Annotated in this window: 19 protein-coding genes; 15 read left to right on the top strand and 4 right to left on the bottom strand. The window is 64.0% G+C overall.

Going from position 1 to position 19,943, the window contains the following annotated elements:
- Positions 1 to 185: 185 nt before the first annotated feature.
- The gene (locus tag ACN6NG_RS17910) at positions 186 to 956 is read left to right on the top strand and encodes a response regulator transcription factor (RefSeq protein ID WP_474315290.1); all 771 of its coding nucleotides are present in this window, start codon (positions 186 to 188) and stop codon (positions 954 to 956) included.
- On the opposite strand, the gene ACN6NG_RS17915 is transcribed toward ACN6NG_RS17910, so the two are convergent.
- A complete protein-coding gene (locus ACN6NG_RS17915) occupies positions 884 to 2,842 on the bottom strand; it encodes an ATP-binding response regulator (RefSeq protein ID WP_474315292.1) in 1,959 nt (652 codons plus the stop codon). The two genes, ACN6NG_RS17910 and ACN6NG_RS17915, sit on opposite strands and share 73 nt — an antisense overlap.
- A 351-nt stretch (positions 2,843 to 3,193) precedes the next feature.
- Between ACN6NG_RS17915 and ACN6NG_RS17920 the strand changes: the two genes are divergently transcribed.
- Entirely contained in the window at positions 3,194 to 3,427 is a 234-nt protein-coding gene (locus tag ACN6NG_RS17920; protein WP_474315293.1) for a hypothetical protein, read from the top strand.
- 104 nt (positions 3,428 to 3,531) lie between these two features.
- Here ACN6NG_RS17920 and dapA read toward each other — a convergent pair whose 3' ends face one another.
- Positions 3,532 to 4,401, bottom strand: coding sequence for a 4-hydroxy-tetrahydrodipicolinate synthase (gene dapA / locus ACN6NG_RS17925; protein ID WP_474315296.1), 870 nt, complete (start codon positions 4,399 to 4,401; stop codon positions 3,532 to 3,534).
- Here dapA and ACN6NG_RS17930 point away from each other — a divergent pair.
- Both ACN6NG_RS17930 and ACN6NG_RS17935 read left to right on the top strand, forming a co-directional pair.
- Entirely contained in the window at positions 4,400 to 4,645 is a 246-nt protein-coding gene (locus ACN6NG_RS17930; RefSeq protein WP_162471772.1) for a hypothetical protein, read from the top strand. The two genes, dapA and ACN6NG_RS17930, sit on opposite strands and share 2 nt — an antisense overlap.
- A 119-nt stretch (positions 4,646 to 4,764) precedes the next feature.
- Complete coding sequence (locus ACN6NG_RS17935) at positions 4,765 to 6,621, top strand: ABC transporter ATP-binding protein (protein ID WP_353457327.1); 1,857 nt, start codon at positions 4,765 to 4,767, stop codon at positions 6,619 to 6,621.
- 147 nt (positions 6,622 to 6,768) lie between these two features.
- Here ACN6NG_RS17935 and ACN6NG_RS17940 read toward each other — a convergent pair whose 3' ends face one another.
- Positions 6,769 to 7,596, bottom strand: a complete 828-nt coding sequence (locus ACN6NG_RS17940; protein ID WP_059396216.1) for an IclR family transcriptional regulator — start codon at positions 7,594 to 7,596, stop codon at positions 6,769 to 6,771.
- A gap of 249 nt (positions 7,597 to 7,845) precedes the next feature.
- Here ACN6NG_RS17940 and ACN6NG_RS17945 point away from each other — a divergent pair, with 249 nt between their 5' ends.
- Genes ACN6NG_RS17945 through ACN6NG_RS17975 form a run of 7 tightly spaced genes read left to right on the top strand, consistent with a single transcriptional unit; the run spans position 7,846 to position 14,360 of the window.
- Entirely contained in the window at positions 7,846 to 8,865 is a 1,020-nt protein-coding gene (locus ACN6NG_RS17945; protein ID WP_049275573.1) for an ABC transporter ATP-binding protein, read from the top strand.
- Positions 8,862 to 9,731: an ABC transporter permease gene (locus tag ACN6NG_RS17950; protein ID WP_049275572.1), complete on the top strand. Its 870-nt coding sequence runs from the start codon at positions 8,862 to 8,864 to the stop codon at positions 9,729 to 9,731. Before ACN6NG_RS17945 ends, ACN6NG_RS17950 begins: the two co-directional genes overlap by 4 nt.
- Before the next feature lie 4 nt (positions 9,732 to 9,735).
- Positions 9,736 to 10,530, top strand: coding sequence for an ABC transporter permease (locus tag ACN6NG_RS17955; RefSeq protein WP_016500286.1), 795 nt, complete (start codon positions 9,736 to 9,738; stop codon positions 10,528 to 10,530).
- Positions 10,531 to 10,544: 14 nt separating this feature from the next.
- Positions 10,545 to 10,835 carry a (2Fe-2S)-binding protein gene (locus tag ACN6NG_RS17960; protein ID WP_063425735.1) on the top strand — a complete coding sequence of 97 codons (291 nt, stop codon included), beginning with the start codon at positions 10,545 to 10,547 and terminating at the stop codon, positions 10,833 to 10,835.
- Positions 10,832 to 12,190, top strand: a complete 1,359-nt coding sequence (locus ACN6NG_RS17965) for an FAD/NAD(P)-dependent oxidoreductase (RefSeq protein ID WP_063425733.1) — start codon at positions 10,832 to 10,834, stop codon at positions 12,188 to 12,190. Before ACN6NG_RS17960 ends, ACN6NG_RS17965 begins: the two co-directional genes overlap by 4 nt.
- Positions 12,187 to 13,320: an NAD(P)/FAD-dependent oxidoreductase gene (locus ACN6NG_RS17970; protein ID WP_063425731.1), complete on the top strand. Its 1,134-nt coding sequence runs from the start codon at positions 12,187 to 12,189 to the stop codon at positions 13,318 to 13,320. The genes ACN6NG_RS17965 and ACN6NG_RS17970 overlap by 4 nt, the downstream gene beginning before the upstream one ends.
- Positions 13,317 to 14,360 (top strand): ABC transporter substrate-binding protein, encoded by a 1,044-nt coding sequence (locus ACN6NG_RS17975; protein ID WP_474315303.1) that lies wholly within the window; start codon positions 13,317 to 13,319, stop codon positions 14,358 to 14,360. Before ACN6NG_RS17970 ends, ACN6NG_RS17975 begins: the two co-directional genes overlap by 4 nt.
- A gap of 75 nt (positions 14,361 to 14,435) precedes the next feature.
- Here ACN6NG_RS17975 and ACN6NG_RS17980 read toward each other — a convergent pair whose 3' ends face one another.
- On the bottom strand, positions 14,436 to 15,206 hold the full coding sequence (locus tag ACN6NG_RS17980) for an IclR family transcriptional regulator domain-containing protein (RefSeq protein ID WP_063425728.1): 771 nt from the start codon (positions 15,204 to 15,206) through the stop codon (positions 14,436 to 14,438).
- Positions 15,207 to 15,357: 151 nt separating this feature from the next.
- On the opposite strand from ACN6NG_RS17980, the gene ACN6NG_RS17985 reads away from it, so the two are divergent.
- The 4 genes from ACN6NG_RS17985 to ACN6NG_RS18000 are packed head-to-tail and all read left to right on the top strand — an operon-like array spanning position 15,358 to position 19,935.
- A complete protein-coding gene (locus ACN6NG_RS17985; RefSeq protein WP_063425726.1) occupies positions 15,358 to 16,167 on the top strand; it encodes a shikimate dehydrogenase family protein in 810 nt (269 codons plus the stop codon).
- Positions 16,168 to 16,171: 4 nt separating this feature from the next.
- Positions 16,172 to 17,905, top strand: coding sequence for an FAD-dependent oxidoreductase (locus ACN6NG_RS17990; protein WP_063425724.1), 1,734 nt, complete (start codon positions 16,172 to 16,174; stop codon positions 17,903 to 17,905).
- Complete coding sequence (locus ACN6NG_RS17995) at positions 17,890 to 18,210, top strand: NIPSNAP family protein (RefSeq protein ID WP_016500295.1); 321 nt, start codon at positions 17,890 to 17,892, stop codon at positions 18,208 to 18,210. Before ACN6NG_RS17990 ends, ACN6NG_RS17995 begins: the two co-directional genes overlap by 16 nt.
- 42 nt (positions 18,211 to 18,252) lie before the next feature.
- Positions 18,253 to 19,935, top strand: a complete 1,683-nt coding sequence (locus ACN6NG_RS18000) for an FAD-dependent oxidoreductase (protein WP_063425723.1) — start codon at positions 18,253 to 18,255, stop codon at positions 19,933 to 19,935.
- The last annotated feature ends 8 nt before the right edge of the window (positions 19,936 to 19,943 follow it).

A 19,943-nucleotide genomic window follows, 5' to 3' on the forward strand; every position in this document is an offset into this window, starting at 1 on the left:
CCCTCTCCTGTGCCTTGGCAAATGAGAAGATTGATCGGGACTGTTTGCAGGTAGCGTATAGCCTCTACCCCGCAACCATCCAGCTGCTGATACCCCGACTCACTGTACCCACTACAGCCGTAGTAGATACACCCGCCCCTTTCTCGGCAATACTGCAAGCACATCCCCCCGCCAGGAGCCGGCTGATGCGTATTCTGCTGATAGACGACCACGGCATCCTCAGGGCCGGGGTCAAGAGCCTTATCCAGGCCGTGCATCAGGACGCCCAGGTGTTGGAGGCTTCCTGCACCGCAGAAGCATTGGAACTGGTGCGTGGCCAGGCCTTCGACGTGATCTTCCTGGACTTGTGCATCCCCACCTCGGCCACCAGCAACGACCTTACGCCCGACAACGGCCTGAGCCTGCTGTCGCTGTTCAAGTCCGGCCGCGAGGCGCCAGCCGACCCCGATCCTGCCAGGTGCGTGACGGCGCCGGTGATCGTGATGTCGGCGGAGTCGGAGCGGCGTTTCGTCGACGAAGTGATGCGCCGCGGTGCTTCGTCCTTCGTGCCCAAGGCCAGTGCCCATGAAGTGATGCTGGAGGCCATCAACCGCGCGCTCAACGGTGGGGTCTACCTGCCCAGCGAGGCGATTGGCAAAGGCGGCCAGGCACCCTCCTCTGCCTTCCACGAGCAACCCGCAACACCGCTCGGCCCCAAGGACCTGGGCGTGACACCGCGCGAGTTCGACATTCTGCGCCTGGCGTTGCAAGGCAATGCGCCGTGGAAGATCGCGGCGATTCTGGAGATCAACCCGGTCAACGTGCGTCAGTACCTGAGCAAGCTCTACGGCAAGTTCGGGGTCATCGACCTGTATGGCCTGCAAGGCCTGTTCGCCAAGACCGGTCAGGTGCTGGGGGTGCTGTCTTCACCGGCCTCGCCAGCATTAGCCAGCCGACCGCGAGACAAGAGCTGCTGAACGGCAGCCATCAGGATGGCTGCGCTTTCGCCTTTGCCGACGGCCCGTGACAGGCTGTCGTCATGCAGCGGTTGGCGCAACAGCTCGGCGGTGTAGAGGATCGCTGGCACGTGCGCCCAGTCGTAAAACGCCCGCACCTGCTCGATCAGCGCCACGCCGACCAGGCCGTCGCGCAGTTTGTAGTCGCAGATGAGCAGGTCCGGGTAGCGATCCGGCGCCCGCGCCAACGCTTCCTGCAAGGTATTTTGGTCCTCGGCCGTGGCGACGATGGCGCCCTGCAGGCTCAGCGACTTCGACAAACTGTCGAGGATGCGTTTATCGTCATCGACCAGCAGGACATAGGCCCCGGCGATGTCCAGGCACGTGTCATCGACCTGCGGCGCCGGCACACTGGCGCCCGTCGACAGTGCTCCCCCCTGGAACAGAGGGCAGTCGACCGAAAAACGGCTGCCGTGCCCGGGGCGGCTGCTGAAACTCAGCCGATGGCCCGGCAAGCGATCAATGAAGTTTTTCACGATCGACAGCCCCAAACCTAAGCCGCGCCGGGTGTCATGGCTGGGGTTGTCGACCTGAAAGAACTCCTCGAAGACCTTGCTCTTGAACGCGTCGGGTATGCCGATACCCGTATCGACCACATCGACGCGCACGGTAGTCCTGCCCGCCACGCTGCCGACCACCACGCCGCCCCGCTCGGTGTACTTGACGGCATTAGAGATCAAGTTGCCCAGCACACGCTTGAAAATCGCCCGGTCTGAATCGAGCACGGCATCCTGCCGGCGCTGCTGCAACTTCAGGCGCAAGCCCTTGGCGTGCGCCAACGGCTGGTGCAGCGATTCGAGCTCGGTCATCAGCGCGTTCAGGGAGAACGGCTCGATGGCCGGTTGCGACTCGCCACTGGTAAACACTTCGCGCAGGCCGGTGAACAGGGCGCTGATTTCCCGGCCGGACACGTCGATATCGTGGAAAATCTCCTGCAGGCGTTCATGCTGGCCCTGCTCGACCAAACGCTCGCCAACGTACGCCAGGGAGGCAATGGAGGCCAAGGGTTGCATGGTGTCGTGGTAGGCCGCGCGGACGAAGCGGGTGCTGGCTTCGGCCTTTTCGCGGATTTCCACGGCTTTTTTCGCCTCTTGGTCGAACAAGGCCTTCAGCGCATCGTCCGCTTTCTGTTTCTCGCGGCGGACGCGGAAGTTGGCTTGCTCCAGGCTTTCGTTCTTTTTGTTCAACGCCAGGGATTTAAGATAGCCCTCCCGCGCAACTTTCTCGGCGCGCACACTGATGGTCCAGCCCACCAGTGCAAACGCCAGCAGGTAAAACATGGCGGGGAAAAAGTTGGTACCCAGAACACCCGTCGTTACTTCCTGCACACAGAGCAGCAGCACGCAATAGCCGGTACTGAACAACGAATAGCGCGCCAGCAGCGCCAAGGTGCCGTGCTGAAAGAAGATAACCAGGACAATGCCGACAAAGTAGTAATTGTAATTCAACGGCGCGGGGACAATTTGCATCATTGCCACCAGGCAGGTCTGGGCGAAGCACACCGCAATCACCACGGTTCTGTTCACCCACCATTCGTTGTCAAAACGCGAGATGAATGACACCCAGGTTGCTGCGGCTACTGCCACGGTGCCTGCCAGCCGCCACACCAGGATCCAGTAGAAGTCCAGGCGCGAAAGCGCCTGCTCATGGCGCACGTAGTGGTAATAATCCCAATAGCCAAAACCAGCCCATACGGCAATGGCCACAAACATGAACAAGCGTCGCCTGCGAAGGTTTTCTGCAGCCTGGGTATCGAGAAAACCCTGTTCGTCCTGCGCATTGGCGAAGGGTTTCGGCAGGCCGAAAAGTTCAACTGCGGCCTCTTTGATTTCATGCCATCTGGTCATGTTGGCCACTCACGCTGTTGATACTACAGCTGTTGCACCACAACTGTTGCACCACCCAAGTTGCACTACCGCCGTTGTATTTTCCGAACACTGCTTCGGTGAGAAGCTGAACCCATCGACACACTTCAACTTCGAAACAACGGGAGCAGGCATCATGAACACCAACGCTGAAAGTAAAGCACCTGCTGGCAAACCCGCCATCGAAGCCGGCATTCGCGCAACCTGGTGTGCTGCGCGCTGCCGCTGAAACGGAACTGGCATGGCCCACTGCGCCCAAGTGGCCAGACCGTTGCCCAAGCAAGCGGGCGATAACCCTACGCAGGCAAGCCTGCGAGGAAACCGAGGTGCATCATGAAACTGATAAAAACCATCGCGATTGGCAGTGTGCTGCTTGGCCTGGCCGGCGCCGTGCATGCTGAAGACGGCTCTCAGCGGGCTGAACAGTTCAAGCAGAACTTCCTGGCGGAGCAGGCACGCCTCTGGGGCAAGGACACGGCCGAGCAGAAACAGCAGATCGCCCAGGTGCAAGCCAAACAACAGCAGCAAGAGGGCCACGCACAAACGGCGGTAAGCAAGGACTTCTGATGGTAAAAACCAGGCACGAAAAAGCCAGGCTGATACCTGGCTTTTTCGTGCTAGCGCCAAGGCTTTGTTCGGGTTCAAGGCCTCTTCGCAGCACAAGGCTGCTCCTACAGGGCACCGGGTAGCGCCAGCACCGCCAGCAGTTTGTCTCTGGTTGGTTGAGTGCATGGCTGCATCGGCTCGCGCAGCTCGTCGCTCATCAACCCCTGCAACTGCAATGCGGCCTTGACCACGGCCGGGTTGGGTTCTGCAAAGGCCATCCTGATCCAGGGCAGCAACTGGTAGAACGTGCCACGCGCAGCCACCCAGTCGCCGCTATCGACCTGCCGCAGCATGCGCACGTAAAGGTGTGCATGCACATGCGCCGAAGCCGAAATGGCCCCTGCACCGCCCAGGCACAGGTTGTTGAATATTTGCAGGTCTTCACCGGCCAGCACCTGCGCGTGGCCGTCCTGGATCAGGGCCATGGTGGTTTCGCTGTCACCGCCGCAGTCCTTGACTGCCGCGATGCGTGGGTGGCGCACAATCCGGCGCAAGGTTTCGCGCTCGATGCGCACGCCGGTGCGGTAAGGGATGTCGTACACGATAAGCGGCACGCTGGCGGCATCGGCTACGGTATTGAAGAACGCTTCGATGCCAGCCTGCGAAGGGCGGATGTAGCAAGGTGCCGGCACCAGTAGCCCGCCAATGTCGCGCTGCTGGATTTCAGCCTGGAATGCCAACAGTTCGCGCAGGTTGTAACCCGACAGGCCCATCACCACCTGGCCTGGCGCCACCCAGGCCAGCACCGCGTCCAGCACGGCCAGTTGCTCGGCCTTGGACAGTGCTGCCGCTTCGCCCGTGGTACCGCACACCACAAACCCGGCTACGCCGTCTTCGAGCAGCTTCTTCACCAGCTTTTCCAGGGCGGCGAAGTCAACTTCATTGGCGCGCATGGGTGTGACGAGGGCGATCCAGATACCACGGAAATTCGACATGCAAAAACTCCTGATGTTGACCGAAAGTCAGCGTCAGCGGGTGAAGAGTCGAAGTGGTCTGGCAGGGATACCTGGCGCCTTCTGTCTCGTCAGCCCATCTGACGAGACAGCGCGCCTCGGTCAGATGAGCGGCTGTTTCTTGGATTTCTTGGCAACGGCAACGCACGCGCCTGCCTGGGCAATGAAGCCCGAAGCGGAAATGGCGTGGTTGGATGTGGACATCATGAGAAAGCCCGTTGCGTAGGTATGGCTGGATAATGGTGGGGCGGCGGACCAGATGTCAACCTTGTGTTGCCCAGGTAGAGCATGCCGATGTGCGGTAAGGTTAGCTGTCAGGCAGATGCTGATTTACCGGAGACACACATGCTTCGCATTTTTGAACGCTGGCTAGACCCCTTCCCCCCTGACGAAGTACCGCCGCCGCCGGTTGGCCTGTTGCGCTTCATGTGGGCCTGCACCCGGGGCGCCCGCGGCTACATTCTTGCCTTGGCACTGCTCAGTGCCGGGGTGTCGATTTACGAAGCCTGGCTGTTTGCCTTCCTCGGCCAGGTGGTCGACCTGCTTTCGGCCTGGCAGGCCGGTGGCGCCGCCGCCAGCACGCAGGAAAGCCACGTACTGTGGGGGATAGGCATCGTCCTGGTGACCAGCATCGGGCTGGTGGCGCTGCGCACCCTGGTGCAGCACCAGGTGCTGGCAATCAATCTGCCGCTGCGCCTGCGCTGGGACTTCCATCGCCTGATGTTGCGCCAGAGCCTGTCGTTCTTCTCCGACGAGTTCTCTGGCCGGGTTACCACCAAGGTGATGCAGACAGCGCTGGCGGTGCGCGAGGTATTGTTCACGCTCATCGAGATCCTGCCCGGCATCGGCGTGTACTTCATTGCAATCATCGCCCTGGCCGGTGGCTTTGCCTTGAAACTGATGCTGCCGTTCATTGCCTGGCTCGTGCTGTTCGGGCTGGCCATGCTGTATTTCGTGCCACGCCTGGGCAAGGTCGGGCAAGAACAGGCCAACGCAAGGTCGTCGATGACCGGGCGGATTTCCGATGCCTACACCAACATCACCACGGTAAAACTGTTCTCGCACTCCAAACGCGAAGCGCACTTTGCCCGTGCAGCCATGGAGGATTTCAAGCAGACCGGCTTTCGCCAGATGCGCCTGGTCAGCCAGTTCGAAATCGTCAACCAGGCACTGGTAGTGGGCTTGATCTTTGGCGCAGGCGGCTACGCGCTGTGGCTGTGGCACCAGGGCCAGGTCGGCACAGGGGCGGTCGCGGCCATTACCGCCATGGCCCTGCGTATCAACGGCATGTCGCACTGGATCATGTGGCAGATGACCTCACTGTTCGAAAGCATCGGCACGGTGCAGGACGGCATGGCCACCCTCACCCGCGGCCCCAAGGTACAGGATGCGCCGGATGCCACCGAGTTGGTAACCCGCGGCGGCGCGGTGAGCTTCGACAAGGTCTGCTTCAACTACAACGGCGAGCGCCAGGTGCTCAACGACCTGAGCCTGCATATTCGCCCAGGCGAAAAGGTGGGGCTGGTCGGCCGCTCCGGCGCTGGCAAGTCCACCTTGATCAACCTGTTGCTGCGCTTCTACGACGTGGACAGTGGCGAAATCCGCATCGATGGGCAGAACGTCGCCAAGGTGATGCAAGATAGCCTGCGCAGCGCCATCGGCATGGTCACCCAGGACACCTCGCTGCTGCACCGCTCGATTCGTGACAACATCGCCTATGGGCGCCCGGACGCAACCGACGCGCAAATCCGCGCCGCTGCAGCCAATGCCCAGGCCGATGGTTTCATCAGCCAGCTCAGCGACCGCCAGGGCCACAACGGTTACGACACCTTGGTGGGCGAACGCGGTATCAAGCTGTCTGGCGGCCAGCGCCAGCGCATCGCCATTGCCCGGGTCATGCTCAAGAACGCACCGATCCTGCTGCTGGACGAAGCCACCAGTGCGCTGGACTCGGAAGTGGAAGTGGCGATTCAGGAAAGCCTGGACGAAATGATGCAGGGCAAGACCGTCATCGCCATCGCCCACCGGTTGTCAACGATTGCCGCCATGGACCGGCTGATCGTGATGGATGAAGGGCGCATCATCGAGCAAGGTACCCACGCCGAGCTGTTGGCGAAGAACGGTACTTATGCCCGACTGTGGCAGCACCAGAGCGGTGGGTTCCTGGGTGAAGACCAGGGCGTGGCCGAGGCGGTTGAATAGGCTCACCTGAAGCTGACGACGCGATGGATGGCACCGGCTGCGCCGGTGTTCGCTGGCATGCCCGCTCCCACAATGGTCGCGCCAGCTTTTAGATGTTGTGCAAGGCAGTTGCCCCCACTGAGATCGCGTCTACCTGAATCTGGTACTTCAACCAAACACATGCGAGGGCCGGCGCAGCACCGGGTCGAAGGGGTTGATCCGTTCGCCAATCGCCGCCGCCTCGCGCTTGAGCAATGCCACCACGGTGGGCATGCGATTGGGCCCCAGGCGGTCGCTGATGGTCGCCACGCTCAACGCTGCCACCGCATGGCCGTTCCGGTCCAGAATCGGCACTGCCAGGCCGGCCATGCCGTCGAGCACTCCGGTGTTGCGCCCGGCGTAGCCGAGGCTGCGCACGTTGTCGATTTCGGCACGCAGCAACACTTCGTCGTAATGGTGAAAGTCCTTCAACCGCGGCAGGTTGTAGCGGATCACCTCGTCCCGCTCCTCCTCAGGCAGGAAGGCCAGGATCGCCAGGCTGCCCTGCCCCACGCCCAACGCCACGCGGCCGCCGATGTCCCCGGTAAAGGTACGGATCGGGTACGGCCCTTCGCTGCGGTCCAGGCACACGGCATCGAACCCCGAACGCGCCAGCAGAAATAGCGAATCGCCCAGCGAAGCCGACAACCGCAGCAGGCTGGGGCGCACCACATCGCGCAGGTTGCCCGCCTGCCCGGCCTTGGCCGCCAGGGCAAAGAAATCCAGGCTCAGCCGATAACGCTTGCTGGTGGCGCACTGGTCGACCATGCCCTCCTCGATCAGGCTACGCAACAGCCGATGGGTGGTGGGCTGCGCCAGGCCAACCCGCAGCGCCAGCTGGCTGACCTTCTCGCCCTCCCCCCCGCAATCACCTAGCGCGCGCAGCACGGCGAACAAACGCGACACTGCACTTACGCCGACTTCCTTGGCGTGTTCATTTCGTTTACCGGAATCCATTTTTCGTTAAACCCATAAAAATTTCATTGAGTGGAATAATTTCAAAATAGCTGTCACTCAGTGAAATTACTCTTTGTCGCCATCCTAATCATTGCCCTACTCTCCGGTCCATAGGGCGATATCACAACATCGGCCGCCGCCATAGAAGCGAGCGCCAACGTCCGTAAAAGCTTTGCTTTTCGCCGCTGGCGCTCTGCCCACCCTGAAACTGCCGGGTTACCCCGGGTCCGTTTGCGATGGAGCACAGCCATGACCTTTCTGTTGATCGACAAGCTTTGCAAGCGCTATGGCGCTACGGAGGCAGTGGCCAGTTCGTCACTGGCCATCGAAAAAGGCGAGTTTGTCTCCCTGCTCGGCCCTTCTGGCTGCGGCAAGACCACCACCCTGCAGATGATTGCTGGCTTCGTCGAGGTCACCAGTGGCCGCATCGTCCTCGACGGCCGCGACATCACCCACGCCAAGCCGGCCAGCCGGGGCCTGGGTGTGGTGTTCCAGAGCTACGCGCTGTTCCCGCACATGACCGTGCGCGACAACGTTGCCTTCGGCCTGCGCATGCGCAAGGTGGCCAACGCCGAGATCGCTCGGCGCGTCGACCAGGCGTTGGCGTTGGTACGCCTGGACAAGCACGCCGAACGCTACCCGCGTGAACTGTCCGGCGGCCAACGCCAGCGTGTAGCCCTGGCCCGCGCACTGGTGATCGAACCGCCGGTGCTGCTGCTGGACGAGCCGCTATCAAACCTGGACGCGCACCTGCGCGAAGAGATGCAGTTCGAGATCTGCCGTATCCAGAACGAAGTAGGCATCACCACCCTGATGGTCACCCACGACCAGGCCGAAGCCCTGTCGATCAGCGACCGGGTGGTGGTGATGGAAGCCGGGCGCATCACCCAGATCGATGACCCTTACCGTCTCTACGAGCACCCGGGCACGCCGTTCATTTCCGACTTTGTCGGCAAGGCAAACCGCCTGCATGGCGTCACAGGCCCCGGCGGGTTACCGCAGGCAGCCGCCCAGGGCCCGCTGACCCTCAGCCTGCGCCCGGAAAAGATCAGCCTGGGTGCAGCCGGCAGCGGCAAGCTGGCAGGCCGCGTCAGCTGCCGTTACTTCCTTGGCAGCCAGTGGCTGTACCGCGTCGATACCGCCTTGGGCAACCTGGCGGTGGTCCGCGCCAACGATGGCAGCACGCCGCTGGACGAAGGTACCCAGGTCGGCCTGGACTGGAACGATGCCCTGCTGCGGGTGCTGAACACAGCCGAGGTGGCCGCATGAGTACGGCAAAACTGCGCAGCAACAGCTGGGGCTACGGCCTTAGCAGCCCGGCCCTGCTGTTGTTCCTGGCGTTGCTGGTGATGCCGCTGGGGCTGACTGTGCTGTTGTCGTTCAACGCGTTCGACTACACCAGTGGTATCCAGGCCGGCCAGTACACCTTCAGCCATTACCTGAGCCTGGTGACCGACACCTATTACTACGAAATCTTTTTCCGCACCTTCTGGATCAGTGCCCTGGTCACCTTGTTGTGTGTGCTGATCGGCATCCCCGAAGCCATGGTCCTCAGCCGCATGGGCGCGCCGTGGCGCTCGATCTTCCTGATCCTGGTGCTGACCCCGCTGCTGATTTCGGTGGTGGTGCGCGCCTTCGGCTGGAGCCTGCTGCTGGGCTCTGACGGCCTGATCAACCAAGGCATCAGCGCCCTCGGCGGGCAGCCGGTGAAGCTGCTGTACACCCCGTTTGCGGTGATCATCGGCCTGGTCCACGTGATGCTGCCGTTCATGATCATCCCGGTGTGGACCTCGCTGCAAAAGCTCGACCCGGCCGCCGAGCAGGCCGCGCTGTCGCTGGGCGCCAGCCAGTGGACGGTGTTCCGTCGCATCGTGCTGCCACAGATCATGCCCGGTGTGCTGTCGGGCACGCTGATCGTGTTCGGCCTGGCCGCCAGCTCGTTCGCCATCCCGGGCCTTCTGGGCGGGCGGCGGCTGAAAATGGTCGCCACCATGATCTACGACCAGTACCTGGCCGAACTGAACTGGCCCATGGGCGCCACCATCGCCGTCGCCCTGCTGCTGATCAACCTGCTGGTGATGCTCAGCTGGAACCGGCTGGTCGAACGCCGCTACAAACGCGCACTTGGAGTGTGAACCGATGACCCGTAACGGCCCGCTGGCCCTGTCCTTTCATGCCCTGGTGATGCTGTTCATGCTCGCCCCGCTGGGGGTGGTGTGCCTGGTGGCATTCACCCCGGAAAACACCCTGAGCCTGCCCACTGCCGGCTTCTCGCTGCGCTGGTTCAGCGCTGTGTTCGAGCGTGCCGACTTCCTCGACGCGTTTTACAACAGCCTGAAACTCGCCGCCCTGGCGGCCTCGCTGGCCACCCTGATCGCCGTGCCGGCGGGCCTGGCTCTGACCCGCTACAGCTTCCCTGGCCAGGGCTTTGTCAACGGCCTGCTGCTGTCGCCGATCATCATCCCGCACCTGGTGCTGGGTGTGGCCTTGCTGAGGTTGTTCGCCCTGCTTGGGGTCAATGGCAGCTTCACCTGGCTGGTGTTCGCCCACGTGGTGGTCATTACTCCGTACGTGCTGCGCCTGGTACTGGCTGCCGCCATCGGCATCGACCGCAGCGCCGAACAGGCCGCGCAAAGCCTGGGCGCCGGGCGCATCACGCTGTTCTGCAAGGTCACCCTGCCAATGATTCTGCCCGGCGTGGCCGGTGGCTGGCTGCTGGCGTTCATCAACAGCTTCGACGAAGTGACCCTGTCGATCTTCGTCACCTCGCCTGCCACCCAGACCCTGCCGGTGCGCATGTACGTATACGCCACCGAGTCCATCGACCCGATGATGGCCGCCGTCTCGGCGCTGGTGATTGCCGTCACCGCCCTGACCATGATCGCCCTGGACCGCGTGTATGGCCTGGACCGCGTGCTGGTGGGCAAGCAATGACAAGGAATGCCCCTATGCCGCTGTTCAAGCGCGTGGCCGAAAACGACCGCGAACCGTTGCCCTTCCTGCTCGACGGCCAACCGGCTCAAGGCATGAACGGCGACACCCTGCTGACCGCCATCCTGACCAACGCCACCCACCTGCGTGGCAGCGACTTCAGCGCCGAACCGCGCGCCGGTTTCTGCCTGATGGGCGCCTGCCAGGACTGCTGGGTACGCCTGCAGGACGGCCGCCGGGTGCGCGCCTGCTCGACCTTTCTGGAACCGGGCCACTGTGTCACCCGCGAACCGGGGCGCCAGCCATGAGCGCAACCGTCATCATTGGTGCCGGCCCCGCCGGCATTCGCGCCGCGCAAACCCTCGTGGCCCATGGCGTGCGCCCAGTGCTGCTGGACGAAGCCAGCCGTGGCGGCGGGCAGATCTACCGCCAGCAGCCGGCCAACTTTCGCCGCTCGGCCAAAGCGTTGTACGGCTTCGAGGCGGACAAGGCCCGGGCCCTGCACAACACCCTTGAACAACTGCGCGAGCAGATCGACTACCGCCCGGAAACCTTGGTGTGGAATGCCGAGCAGCAAGTGCTGGACACCTTGCAGCAGGGCCGGTTGGCCGAACGCCTGGCATTTGATCGGGTGATCGTCGCCACTGGCGCTACCGACCGCGTGTTGCCGATCCCCGGCTGGACCTTGCCCGGGGTGTATACCTTGGGCGCCGCGCAGATCGCGCTGAAGTTTCAGGGCTGCGCCATCGGCGAGCGGGTGGTGCTGGCTGGCAGCGGCCCGCTGTTGTACCTGGTGGCCTACCAGTACGCCAAGGCCGGCGCCACTGTCAGCGCAGTGCTCGACACCTCGCCGTTCAGCGCCCAGGTACGCGCCCTGCCGCGCCTGTTGCTGCAGCCGGGCACCTTTGCCAAGGGCCTGTACTACCGCGCCTGGCTCACCCGCAAAGGCGTGCCGGTGCATCAGGGGGTGACCCTGCTGGGCATCGAAGGCGAGCTACGCGCCAGCGCCGTACGCTGGTCGCGCAATGGCCAGCAACACAGCTTGCCGTGCGACGCCGTGGCATTCGCCCACGCCCTGCGCAGCGAAACCCAGCTGGCGGACCTGCTGGGCTGCCAGTTTGCCTGGAACAGCCTCAACCGCGCCTGGCTACCGGTACGTGACGCCCAAGGCCGCGCCAGCAGCCCCGGTGTGTACCTGGCTGGCGACGGCGCCGGCATCCTCGGTGCCGACGGCGCCGAAATGACCGGTGAACTGGCCGCCCTGACGCTGCTGGCCGACCTCGGCAAACCTGGCAACCCGCAACGCCAGCAACAGCTGGAAAAACGCCTGGCTACCCTGCAGCGCTTTCGCCAGGGCCTGGAAAAGGCCTTTCCGTTCCCCGAGCAGTGGGCGCGGCAGGCCCCGGACCCGTTGACCGTGTGCCGCTGTGAACAGGTCAGCGCTGGCGAAATCCGCGCCACCGTGCGCGCCGGGCACTGGGAAATCAACCGGGTCAAAGCCATGTGCCGGGTCGGCATGGGCCGTTGTCAGGGCCGTGTGTGCGGGGCCGCCGCCGCCGAACTGATTGCCTGCGAAAGCGGTCGGCCCATTGACCAGGTCGGGCGCCTGCGTGGCCAGGCACCGGTCAAGCCCCTGCCCTTCGGCCTGGAGATCAAACCATGAAGCGGATCGAGGTGGACGCCATTGTCGTCGGCGGTGGCATCGTCGGCAGCAGCGCTGCATTGACCCTGGCCCGCGGTGGCAAACAGGTGGCGCTGCTTGAACGTGACTTCTGTGGCTCGCACTCCAGCGGGGTGAACTATGGCGGGGTCCGTCGCCAAGGCCGCTCGCTGGCCCAGCTGCCATTGTCGATGCGTGCCCATGCCATCTGGGGGCAGTTGCGCGAGTGGATCGGCATCGACGGCGAGTACACCCGCAGCGGCCACCTGAAGCTGGCACGCAGCCAAACCGACTTCGACGCCTTGAAGGCTTATGCCCGTCGGACCCAGGCCTTTGACCTGCGCCTGCAACTGCTGGAGCACCGCGAACTGCGCCAGCGCTTCCCTTGGGTGGGCGATATCGCCGTCGGCGCGTCATATTGCCCCGACGACGGCCATGCCAACCCGCGCCTGGTGTCACCTGCCTTCGCCCAGGCGGCCCGGCACAGCGGCGCCCAGTTGCACGAACAATGCAAAGTGCTGGAGGTAGACCACGACGGCCAGCGCTTCACCGTGCGCACCAGCACAGGCCAGTGCTTCAGGGCACCCTGGTTGCTGAACTGCGCCGGTGCCTGGTCGGCGCAACTGGCCGAGTACTTCGGCGAAGCGGTGCCGCTGACTGCGGCCCACCCGGCCATGCTGGTCACCGAACCACTGCCGCTGTTCATGACCGCCAGCACCGGGGTCGAAGGCGGCGGTATCTACGCCCGTCAGGTGGCGCGCGGCAACTGCGTGCTGGGCGGTGGGCGCGGCTTTTCCCTGACCCCGACCACCGCCCGCCCGGGGCAAGCCGCAGTGCTCGACATCCTGCGTAACGCCACCGAGCTGTACCCGGCATTGGCCGGCGCCCAGGCGATTCGCACCTGGAGCGGCACCGAAGGCTACCTGCCCGATGACGAACCCGTGATCGGCCCCAGCCTGCGCCAACCCGGCCTGCTGCATGGCTTCGGCTTTGCCGGCGCCGGTTTTCAGATTGGCCCGGCAGCCGGGGAAGCCCTGGCGCAATGCGTCCTTCATGGCGCGCCAGCCATCAGCCTGGCAGCCTTTTCCATCAACCGTTTTCAGCCCAGCCACCACAAGGAAAACCTGTCATGACGCACAAGCAACGTTTGCTCGCCCTGTTCTGCACCGTACCTGGCCTGTTCGCCTGCCTGCCCGCCGTGGCGCAACCCACGCTGTACCTGGGCATGAATGGCGGCACCATGGAGCGGCTGTTCAGCGACAACATCCTGCCCCCGTTCGAGAAGGCCAACGGGGTGAAAGTGGTGATCGTCCCCGGCACTTCGGCCGACATCCTGGCCAAGGTCCAGGCCACGCCGAACAAGCCGTCGATCCACGTGATGGTGCTGGATGACGGCATCATGTACCGCGCCATCGGCATGGGCCTGTGCAGCACGCTCAAGCCCAACCCGACGCTGGCCCAGCTGCCGGAAAAGGCCCTGATCAAGGACAAGGCCGCCGCCGTCAGCCTGGGGGTGACCGGGCTTGCCTACAACAGCCGCCTGTTCAAGGAAAAAGGCTGGGCAACACCCACCTCCTGGAACGACCTGGCCGACCCGCGCTTCAAGGACAAAGTGGTGTTCCAGTCGATGGCGTCATCCACCTTCGGCTTGCACGGTTTTCTGATGTACAACCGCCTGCACGGTGGCAGCGATACCGACGTCAACCCGGGCTTCACGGCCTGGAAGAAGAACGTTGGCCCGAACGTGCTGGAGTACATCCCAAACTCGGCCAAGCTTTCGGAAATGGTGCAAACCGATGAGGCCGCGTTGTTCCCGCTCACCCCTACCCAGGTGACGGCGCTGAAGCTCAAGGGCATCCCGGTGGAATACGCCGCGCCCAAGGAAGGCGCCGTGGTGCTCAACCAGGCCGAATGCGTCACCGCCAACAACGACCAGCCGGAGCTGGCGCAAAAGCTTGCCCAGTTCCTGCTCAGCCCTGAGGCGCAAGCACCGGCACTGGAGCTGGGTGACCAGATCCCGTCCAACCCCAATACCCCGACCAGCGACAAGACCCGTGGCCAGGTCCAGGCCATGCAGACCTACCTGCAAACTGCCGTGACCATCGACTGGGACCAGGTCAACACCCAGCGCCCGGAATGGAACGCCCGCTGGAATCGTCAGATCGAGCGATAGGCCGAGGCCCCCTGGCCCGCTGCCGGCGCCCCAGGTGCCGGCCTGCGGGCACCGCCACCCCGCCTGCATGGCGCCTCAATCCAGCACTGGCCGCAACAGCGCCTGCGCCTCGTACAGTGGCGGCAAATAACGCATGCGGATTTCATCAACACTCAACCGCGAGGCATGAGTCGTGATGGTCAGCGTCGCTTTCAACTCCCCGGCACGGTCCAGCAACGGTACACCCAGCACCCGCATACCGATTTCATATTCCTGATCAACAATACAGAAGCCCTGCCCCTTCACCCGGTGCAATTCCGCCTCCAGCTGTGCCCGGTCTGTGAGCGTGTAGGGCGTCAACACCCGCAACGGGTTGCGTGCAAAGTACTCACCTCGCTCCCCCTCACCCAGCCAGGCCAGCCAGATCCGCCCGCCGGCCGTGCAATACATTGGCACCCGCGAACCGGGCCTGATCGACAACGACGCCACATGGCTATACCGGCTGCGCACCAGGTGGATGATCTCGTCACCATCGCGGGTACCCACCGACACATGCTCCTGGGTCTGGCGCGCCACCTGCTCGACAATCGGCCGCAGCATGCGCGGCAGTTGCGCCGAGTCCACGTACGCCTGGCCAATACGTAAAGCCTTGGGCGTCAGCCAGTACTCGCGGCTGTCAGTTTCGGCAAAGCCCTCGTGCACCAAAGTCAGCAAAAAACGCCGTGCGGCACTCGGCGTAAGGCCAGACAACCTGGCCGTCTGCGGCACGCTCAGGCGCGGTTGCTCAGCGCTGAACAATTGCATCAGGGCCAGGCCTTTCTGCAAGCCGGCGATCAAGTCGCGGGGGTGGATGGCGGGCGTGTTCATCTTTACGACTCGCAAGTGAAAAAAACAGCCGATTACCGCGATAACCGGATCATGATTGCGATTATCGCATCAAAAGCCCGATCAACGCATTGTTGCTCTTCCGCCGCTGCATCACGCTTGCCTCCACAACAACATCAATAAGGAGGTCAGCATGATTCGTGGTTCCACTGAACTGGTTGCCATCGTCGGTTCGCCCATTGCCCAGGTGAAGTCCCCCGAGAACTTCAACACCTGGTTCGCCAACAACAACTGCAACGTCGCCATGCTGCCCATCGACCTGCACGAAGCTGCGCTGGGCAGCTTTGCCGACAGCCTGCGCGGCTGGCAGAACCTGCGCGGGTGCGTGGTCACCGTGCCCTACAAGCAGGCCCTGGCCAGCCGCCTGGATGGTTTGAGCGAACGTGCGGCTGCCTTGGGTTCGGTCAATGTGATACGCCGCGAGCGCGACGGGCGCCTGCTGGGTGACAACGTAGACGGCGCCGGCTTCCTCGGTGCTGCGCGCAAGCACGGCTTTGACCCGGCGGGCAAACGGGCGCTGGTGATCGGTTGCGGCGGTGTTGGCAGTGCCATCAGCTACGCACTGGGCGAGGCAGGTATCGTCAGCATTACCCTCAGCGACCCCAGCACAGCGCGCATGGGCGCTGTGTGCGAACTGCTCGGCAATGCCTTCCCGGGGCTTTCGGTCAGCACACAGTTCAGTGGGCTGGAAGACTTCGATCTGGTGGCCAACGCCTCCCCGGTCGGCATGGGCACAGGCGCAGAACTGCCGTTGTCCGCTGCCCTGCTGGCCACGTTGCAGCCAGACACCCTGGTCGCCGACGTGGTCACTTCGCCCGAAATCACCCCGCTGCTGAACCGCGCCCGGCAAGTAGGCTGCGCGATCCAGACCGGCCCGGAAATGGCCTTCGCCCAACTCGGCCACCTTGGCGCCTTCATGGGCGTGACGCCGCAGGAGATCTGAGGCCATGGCGACTCTTGAACACATACAACACAGCTTTGACCTGGTGGTATTGGGCAGCGGCGCCGGTGGTTTTGCCGCTGCCGCCACAGCGGCTCGCCGCGGGCTGAAGGTGCTGGTAGTGGAAAAGGCCGAACGTTTTGGCGGCACCTCGGCGATATCCGGCGGCGCGGTGTGGCTGTATGGCACCGATCAAGCCCGCGCCGCGGGGGCCAAGGATTCACCCGAGGCCATGCGCACCTACCTCAAACATGTGATCGGCGACGGCTACGACCCAGCCCTCGCGGACGCCTTCATCGAACATGGCCACCAGGCACTGCGTTGGCTGGAACAGCACACCGAGCTGCGCTACGCCCTTCGACCGCACTCCCCGGATTATTACCCCGATGCCCCTGGCGCCACCCAGTTTGGCCGGGCGCTGGAAATGGTCGAGTACGACGGCAAGCACCTCGGCCCACGCTTCAAGGACCTGCAAATGCCACCGCCCGGCATGCTGTTGTTCGGCGGCATGATGGTCAACCGCGTGGATATCCAGCATTTCCTCAGCATTCGCCGCTCGCCCAGGTCGTTGTGGCATTGCCTGAAACTGATGGCACGTTACGCACGGGACCGCCTGCAGCACCCGCGTGGCACCCGGTTGACTACCGGCAACGCACTGATCGCCCGCCTGGCCACCAGTGCCTTTGCCCATGGCACACAGCTGTGGCTGCGCAGCGAGGCCCTGGAACTGATCGTTGAACAGGGCGCGGTCACGGGCGTGGTGGTACAGCACCAGGGGCGCCGCGAACGGGTACTGGCCCGCGGCGGTGTGGTGTGCGCCATGGGCGGGTTCGCGGCAGGCGCGCTCGCCGCTGGCTACCGGCCAGCCCAGCAAGCACCGCACCTGACCATGTCACCCGCTGCCAACGACGGCGCTGCCCTGCGCCTTGGCCGGGCTGTTTCGGCAGCGCAGGGCGAGGGCCTGGCGGCCAACTTCTTCTGGGCGCCGGTTTCCGAACTGCGCCACGCCAGTGGCGAGCGTGAGCGCTTCCCGCATCTGGTTACAGACCGCGCCAAACCCGGCGTGATCGCGGTGAACCCGGCCGGGCGGCGCTTTGTGAACGAATCCGACTCCTACCACCACTTCGTGCAGACCATGTTCGCCAACGGCCTTTCCAGCTGCTGGCTGGTCTGCGACGCCGAGGCCATGAACCGCTATGGCCTGGGCCTGGCGCGGCCAAAACCGGTGAACAACCAGGCGCTGATCGACGCCGGTTACCTGTATCAGGCGGCAACACCACAGGCCTTGGCCCAGGCCATCGGCGTTGACCCAGAGGTGCTTGCGCAAACCCTTGAGCAGTTCAACGCAGATGCCCGCTATGGCATCGATCGCGCGTTCGGCAAAGGCGGCAACAGCTACAACCGCTACATGGGCGACCCGCAGCACACTCCCAACCCCTGCCTGGCGCCACTGGCAAGCGGGCCGTTCTATGCCATTCGCATTCACACCGGCGACCTCGGGTCGGCCTGCGGCCTGGTCACCAACGCCGATGCCAACGTGCTGAACCGCAGCGGCCAGCCGATTGCCGGGCTGTACGCAGTCGGCAACGACATGAACTCACTGATGAAGGGCACCTACCCCGGCCCCGGCATTACCCTGGGCCCCGCCCTAACCTTCGGCTGGCTCGCTGCCAACCACATCACCGCGCGCCTGCAGGCGCCGGCCACCCAAACGGAGACCCCGGCATGTACTACGAACTGAGAACCTACACCCTAGACCCACTAAAAATGGCCGACTGGCTGGCCCTGTACCAAAGCCATGCGCTGGAAGTGCAAAGCGAGCACCTGGGTAACCTGGTGGGCTTTTTCACCAGCGAGTTCGGCGACGTCAACCAGGTGGTGCACATCTGGGGCTATGCCAGCCTCGACGAGCGCATCGCCCGCCGCGCCGCAATGGCAGCCGACCCGCGCTGGGCGGAATTCTCGCGGCGTAACCGCGAACTGGCGGCAGTAGTACGCCTGCAATCGCGGCTGATGCGGCCCACCGGCTTTTCGCCGCTGCAGTAAACCGTAAGCCATCTCCTACCAACGCCTGAGCGGAACCCTTGCATGCAACCCCTCGAATGCGACGTACTCGTCATCGGTTCCGGTGCCTCTGGCCTGGCGGCCGCCGTTACCGCCGCGCATCACGGCCTGCACGTGATCGTTGCTGAAAAAGCCAGCCAGCTGGGCGGCACCAGCGCCTGGTCGGGGGGCTGGCTATGGGTACCGCGCAACCCGCTGGCCGTTGCCGAAGGCATCGTCGAAAACGACGATGCCCCAGAACGCTACCTGCGTGCGCAAACCCATACGCACGAGCTGGACCCACGCCAGCGTGCATTCCTGCGCCACGGCCCGGAAATGGTGGCGTTTTTCCAGCAGCACACCGCCGTAAAGTTTCAATCCGGTAGCCGCATGCCCGACATGCGCGAAGGTGACGGCAGCGCAAACGGCGGCCGTTCGCTGTGCGCACTGCCCTACGACGGCCGCCTGCTCGGGCCTTGGCTGCACAAACTACGCCCGCCGCTGGACATCGTCAGCCTGGCCGGCATGGGCATTGCCGGCGGCGCCGACATGGCCGCCTTTTTCAATGCCACGCGCTCGCCCAAGGCAGCATTGCATGTAGGTAAGCGCCTGCTGCGCCACGGGCGCGACCTGCTGCTACACCGACGCGGCCAGCAACTGGTCAATGGCAACGCACTGGTGGCACGCCTGCTGCGCAGCGCGCTGGACCTGGGTGTGACGCTGCTGACCGACAAGCCGGCCAGCCGCCTGTTGGGGGAAGACCGGGTCAGCGGCGCGCTGTTTGCCGATGGCCAGGCGATCCACGCACGCCGGGGGGTGGTGCTGGCCTGTGGCGGCTTCCCGCACGACCGCGAGCGCATCGCTCAATTGATGGCGCATGCGCCGGATGGCACCCGGCATTACTCTGCAGCGCCCAACGAAAATAGCGGCGACGGCCTGCGCCTGGGTGAACAGGCCGGTGGTCTGGTAAGTACCAAGCTGGCGCAATCCGGGGCCTGGGCACCGGTTTCGCGGGTACCCCGCAGTAATGGTACCTTCGGCCATTTCCCACACCTGATCGACCGCGCCAAACCCGGCTTCATCGCCGTGCGCCGCGATGGCCGACGCTTCGTCAACGAAGCCGATTGCTACCATGACTTCATGAACGCACTGTTCGCTGCCACGCCGCAAGGCGAGCCACCTGAGGCCTGGCTGATCTGCGACCACCCCGCGCAACGCCGCTACGGCATCGGCTGGGCCAAGCCGTTTCCCTTCCCCACCCGCTTTTATCAACGCTGCGGCTACCTGCACAGCGGCGCTACGCTGGCACAGTTGGCGAAGCGCTGCGGGATCGATGCCGCGCAGTTACAGCGCACGGTGGACGGTTTCAACCACTCTGCGGCACAGGGTGAAGACCCGACCTTCCAGCGCGGCGCATCGGCCTACAACAGGGCCCAGGGTGAACCGCAGCAGGCACCCAACCCGTCGCTTCGGCCGTTGCTGGAGGGGCCGTTTTATGCGGTTAAACTGCTGCCAGGCAGCCTTGGCACCTTCGCTGGCCTGGGCACCGACGCCTCGGCCCGGGTGCTGGACCACGCGGGGCAGCCGATACCCGGGCTGTTTGCGGTGGGTAACGACATGCACAGCGTGATGGGCGGGTATTACCCGAGTGGTGGTATTACCCTTGGCCCGGGGATGACCTTTGGGTATCTGGCCGGTAGAGCGTTAAGTGGCCTGCGTTCACAGTGAACACCGCA

This window comes from Pseudomonas sp. TSO6, assembly GCF_056098905.1.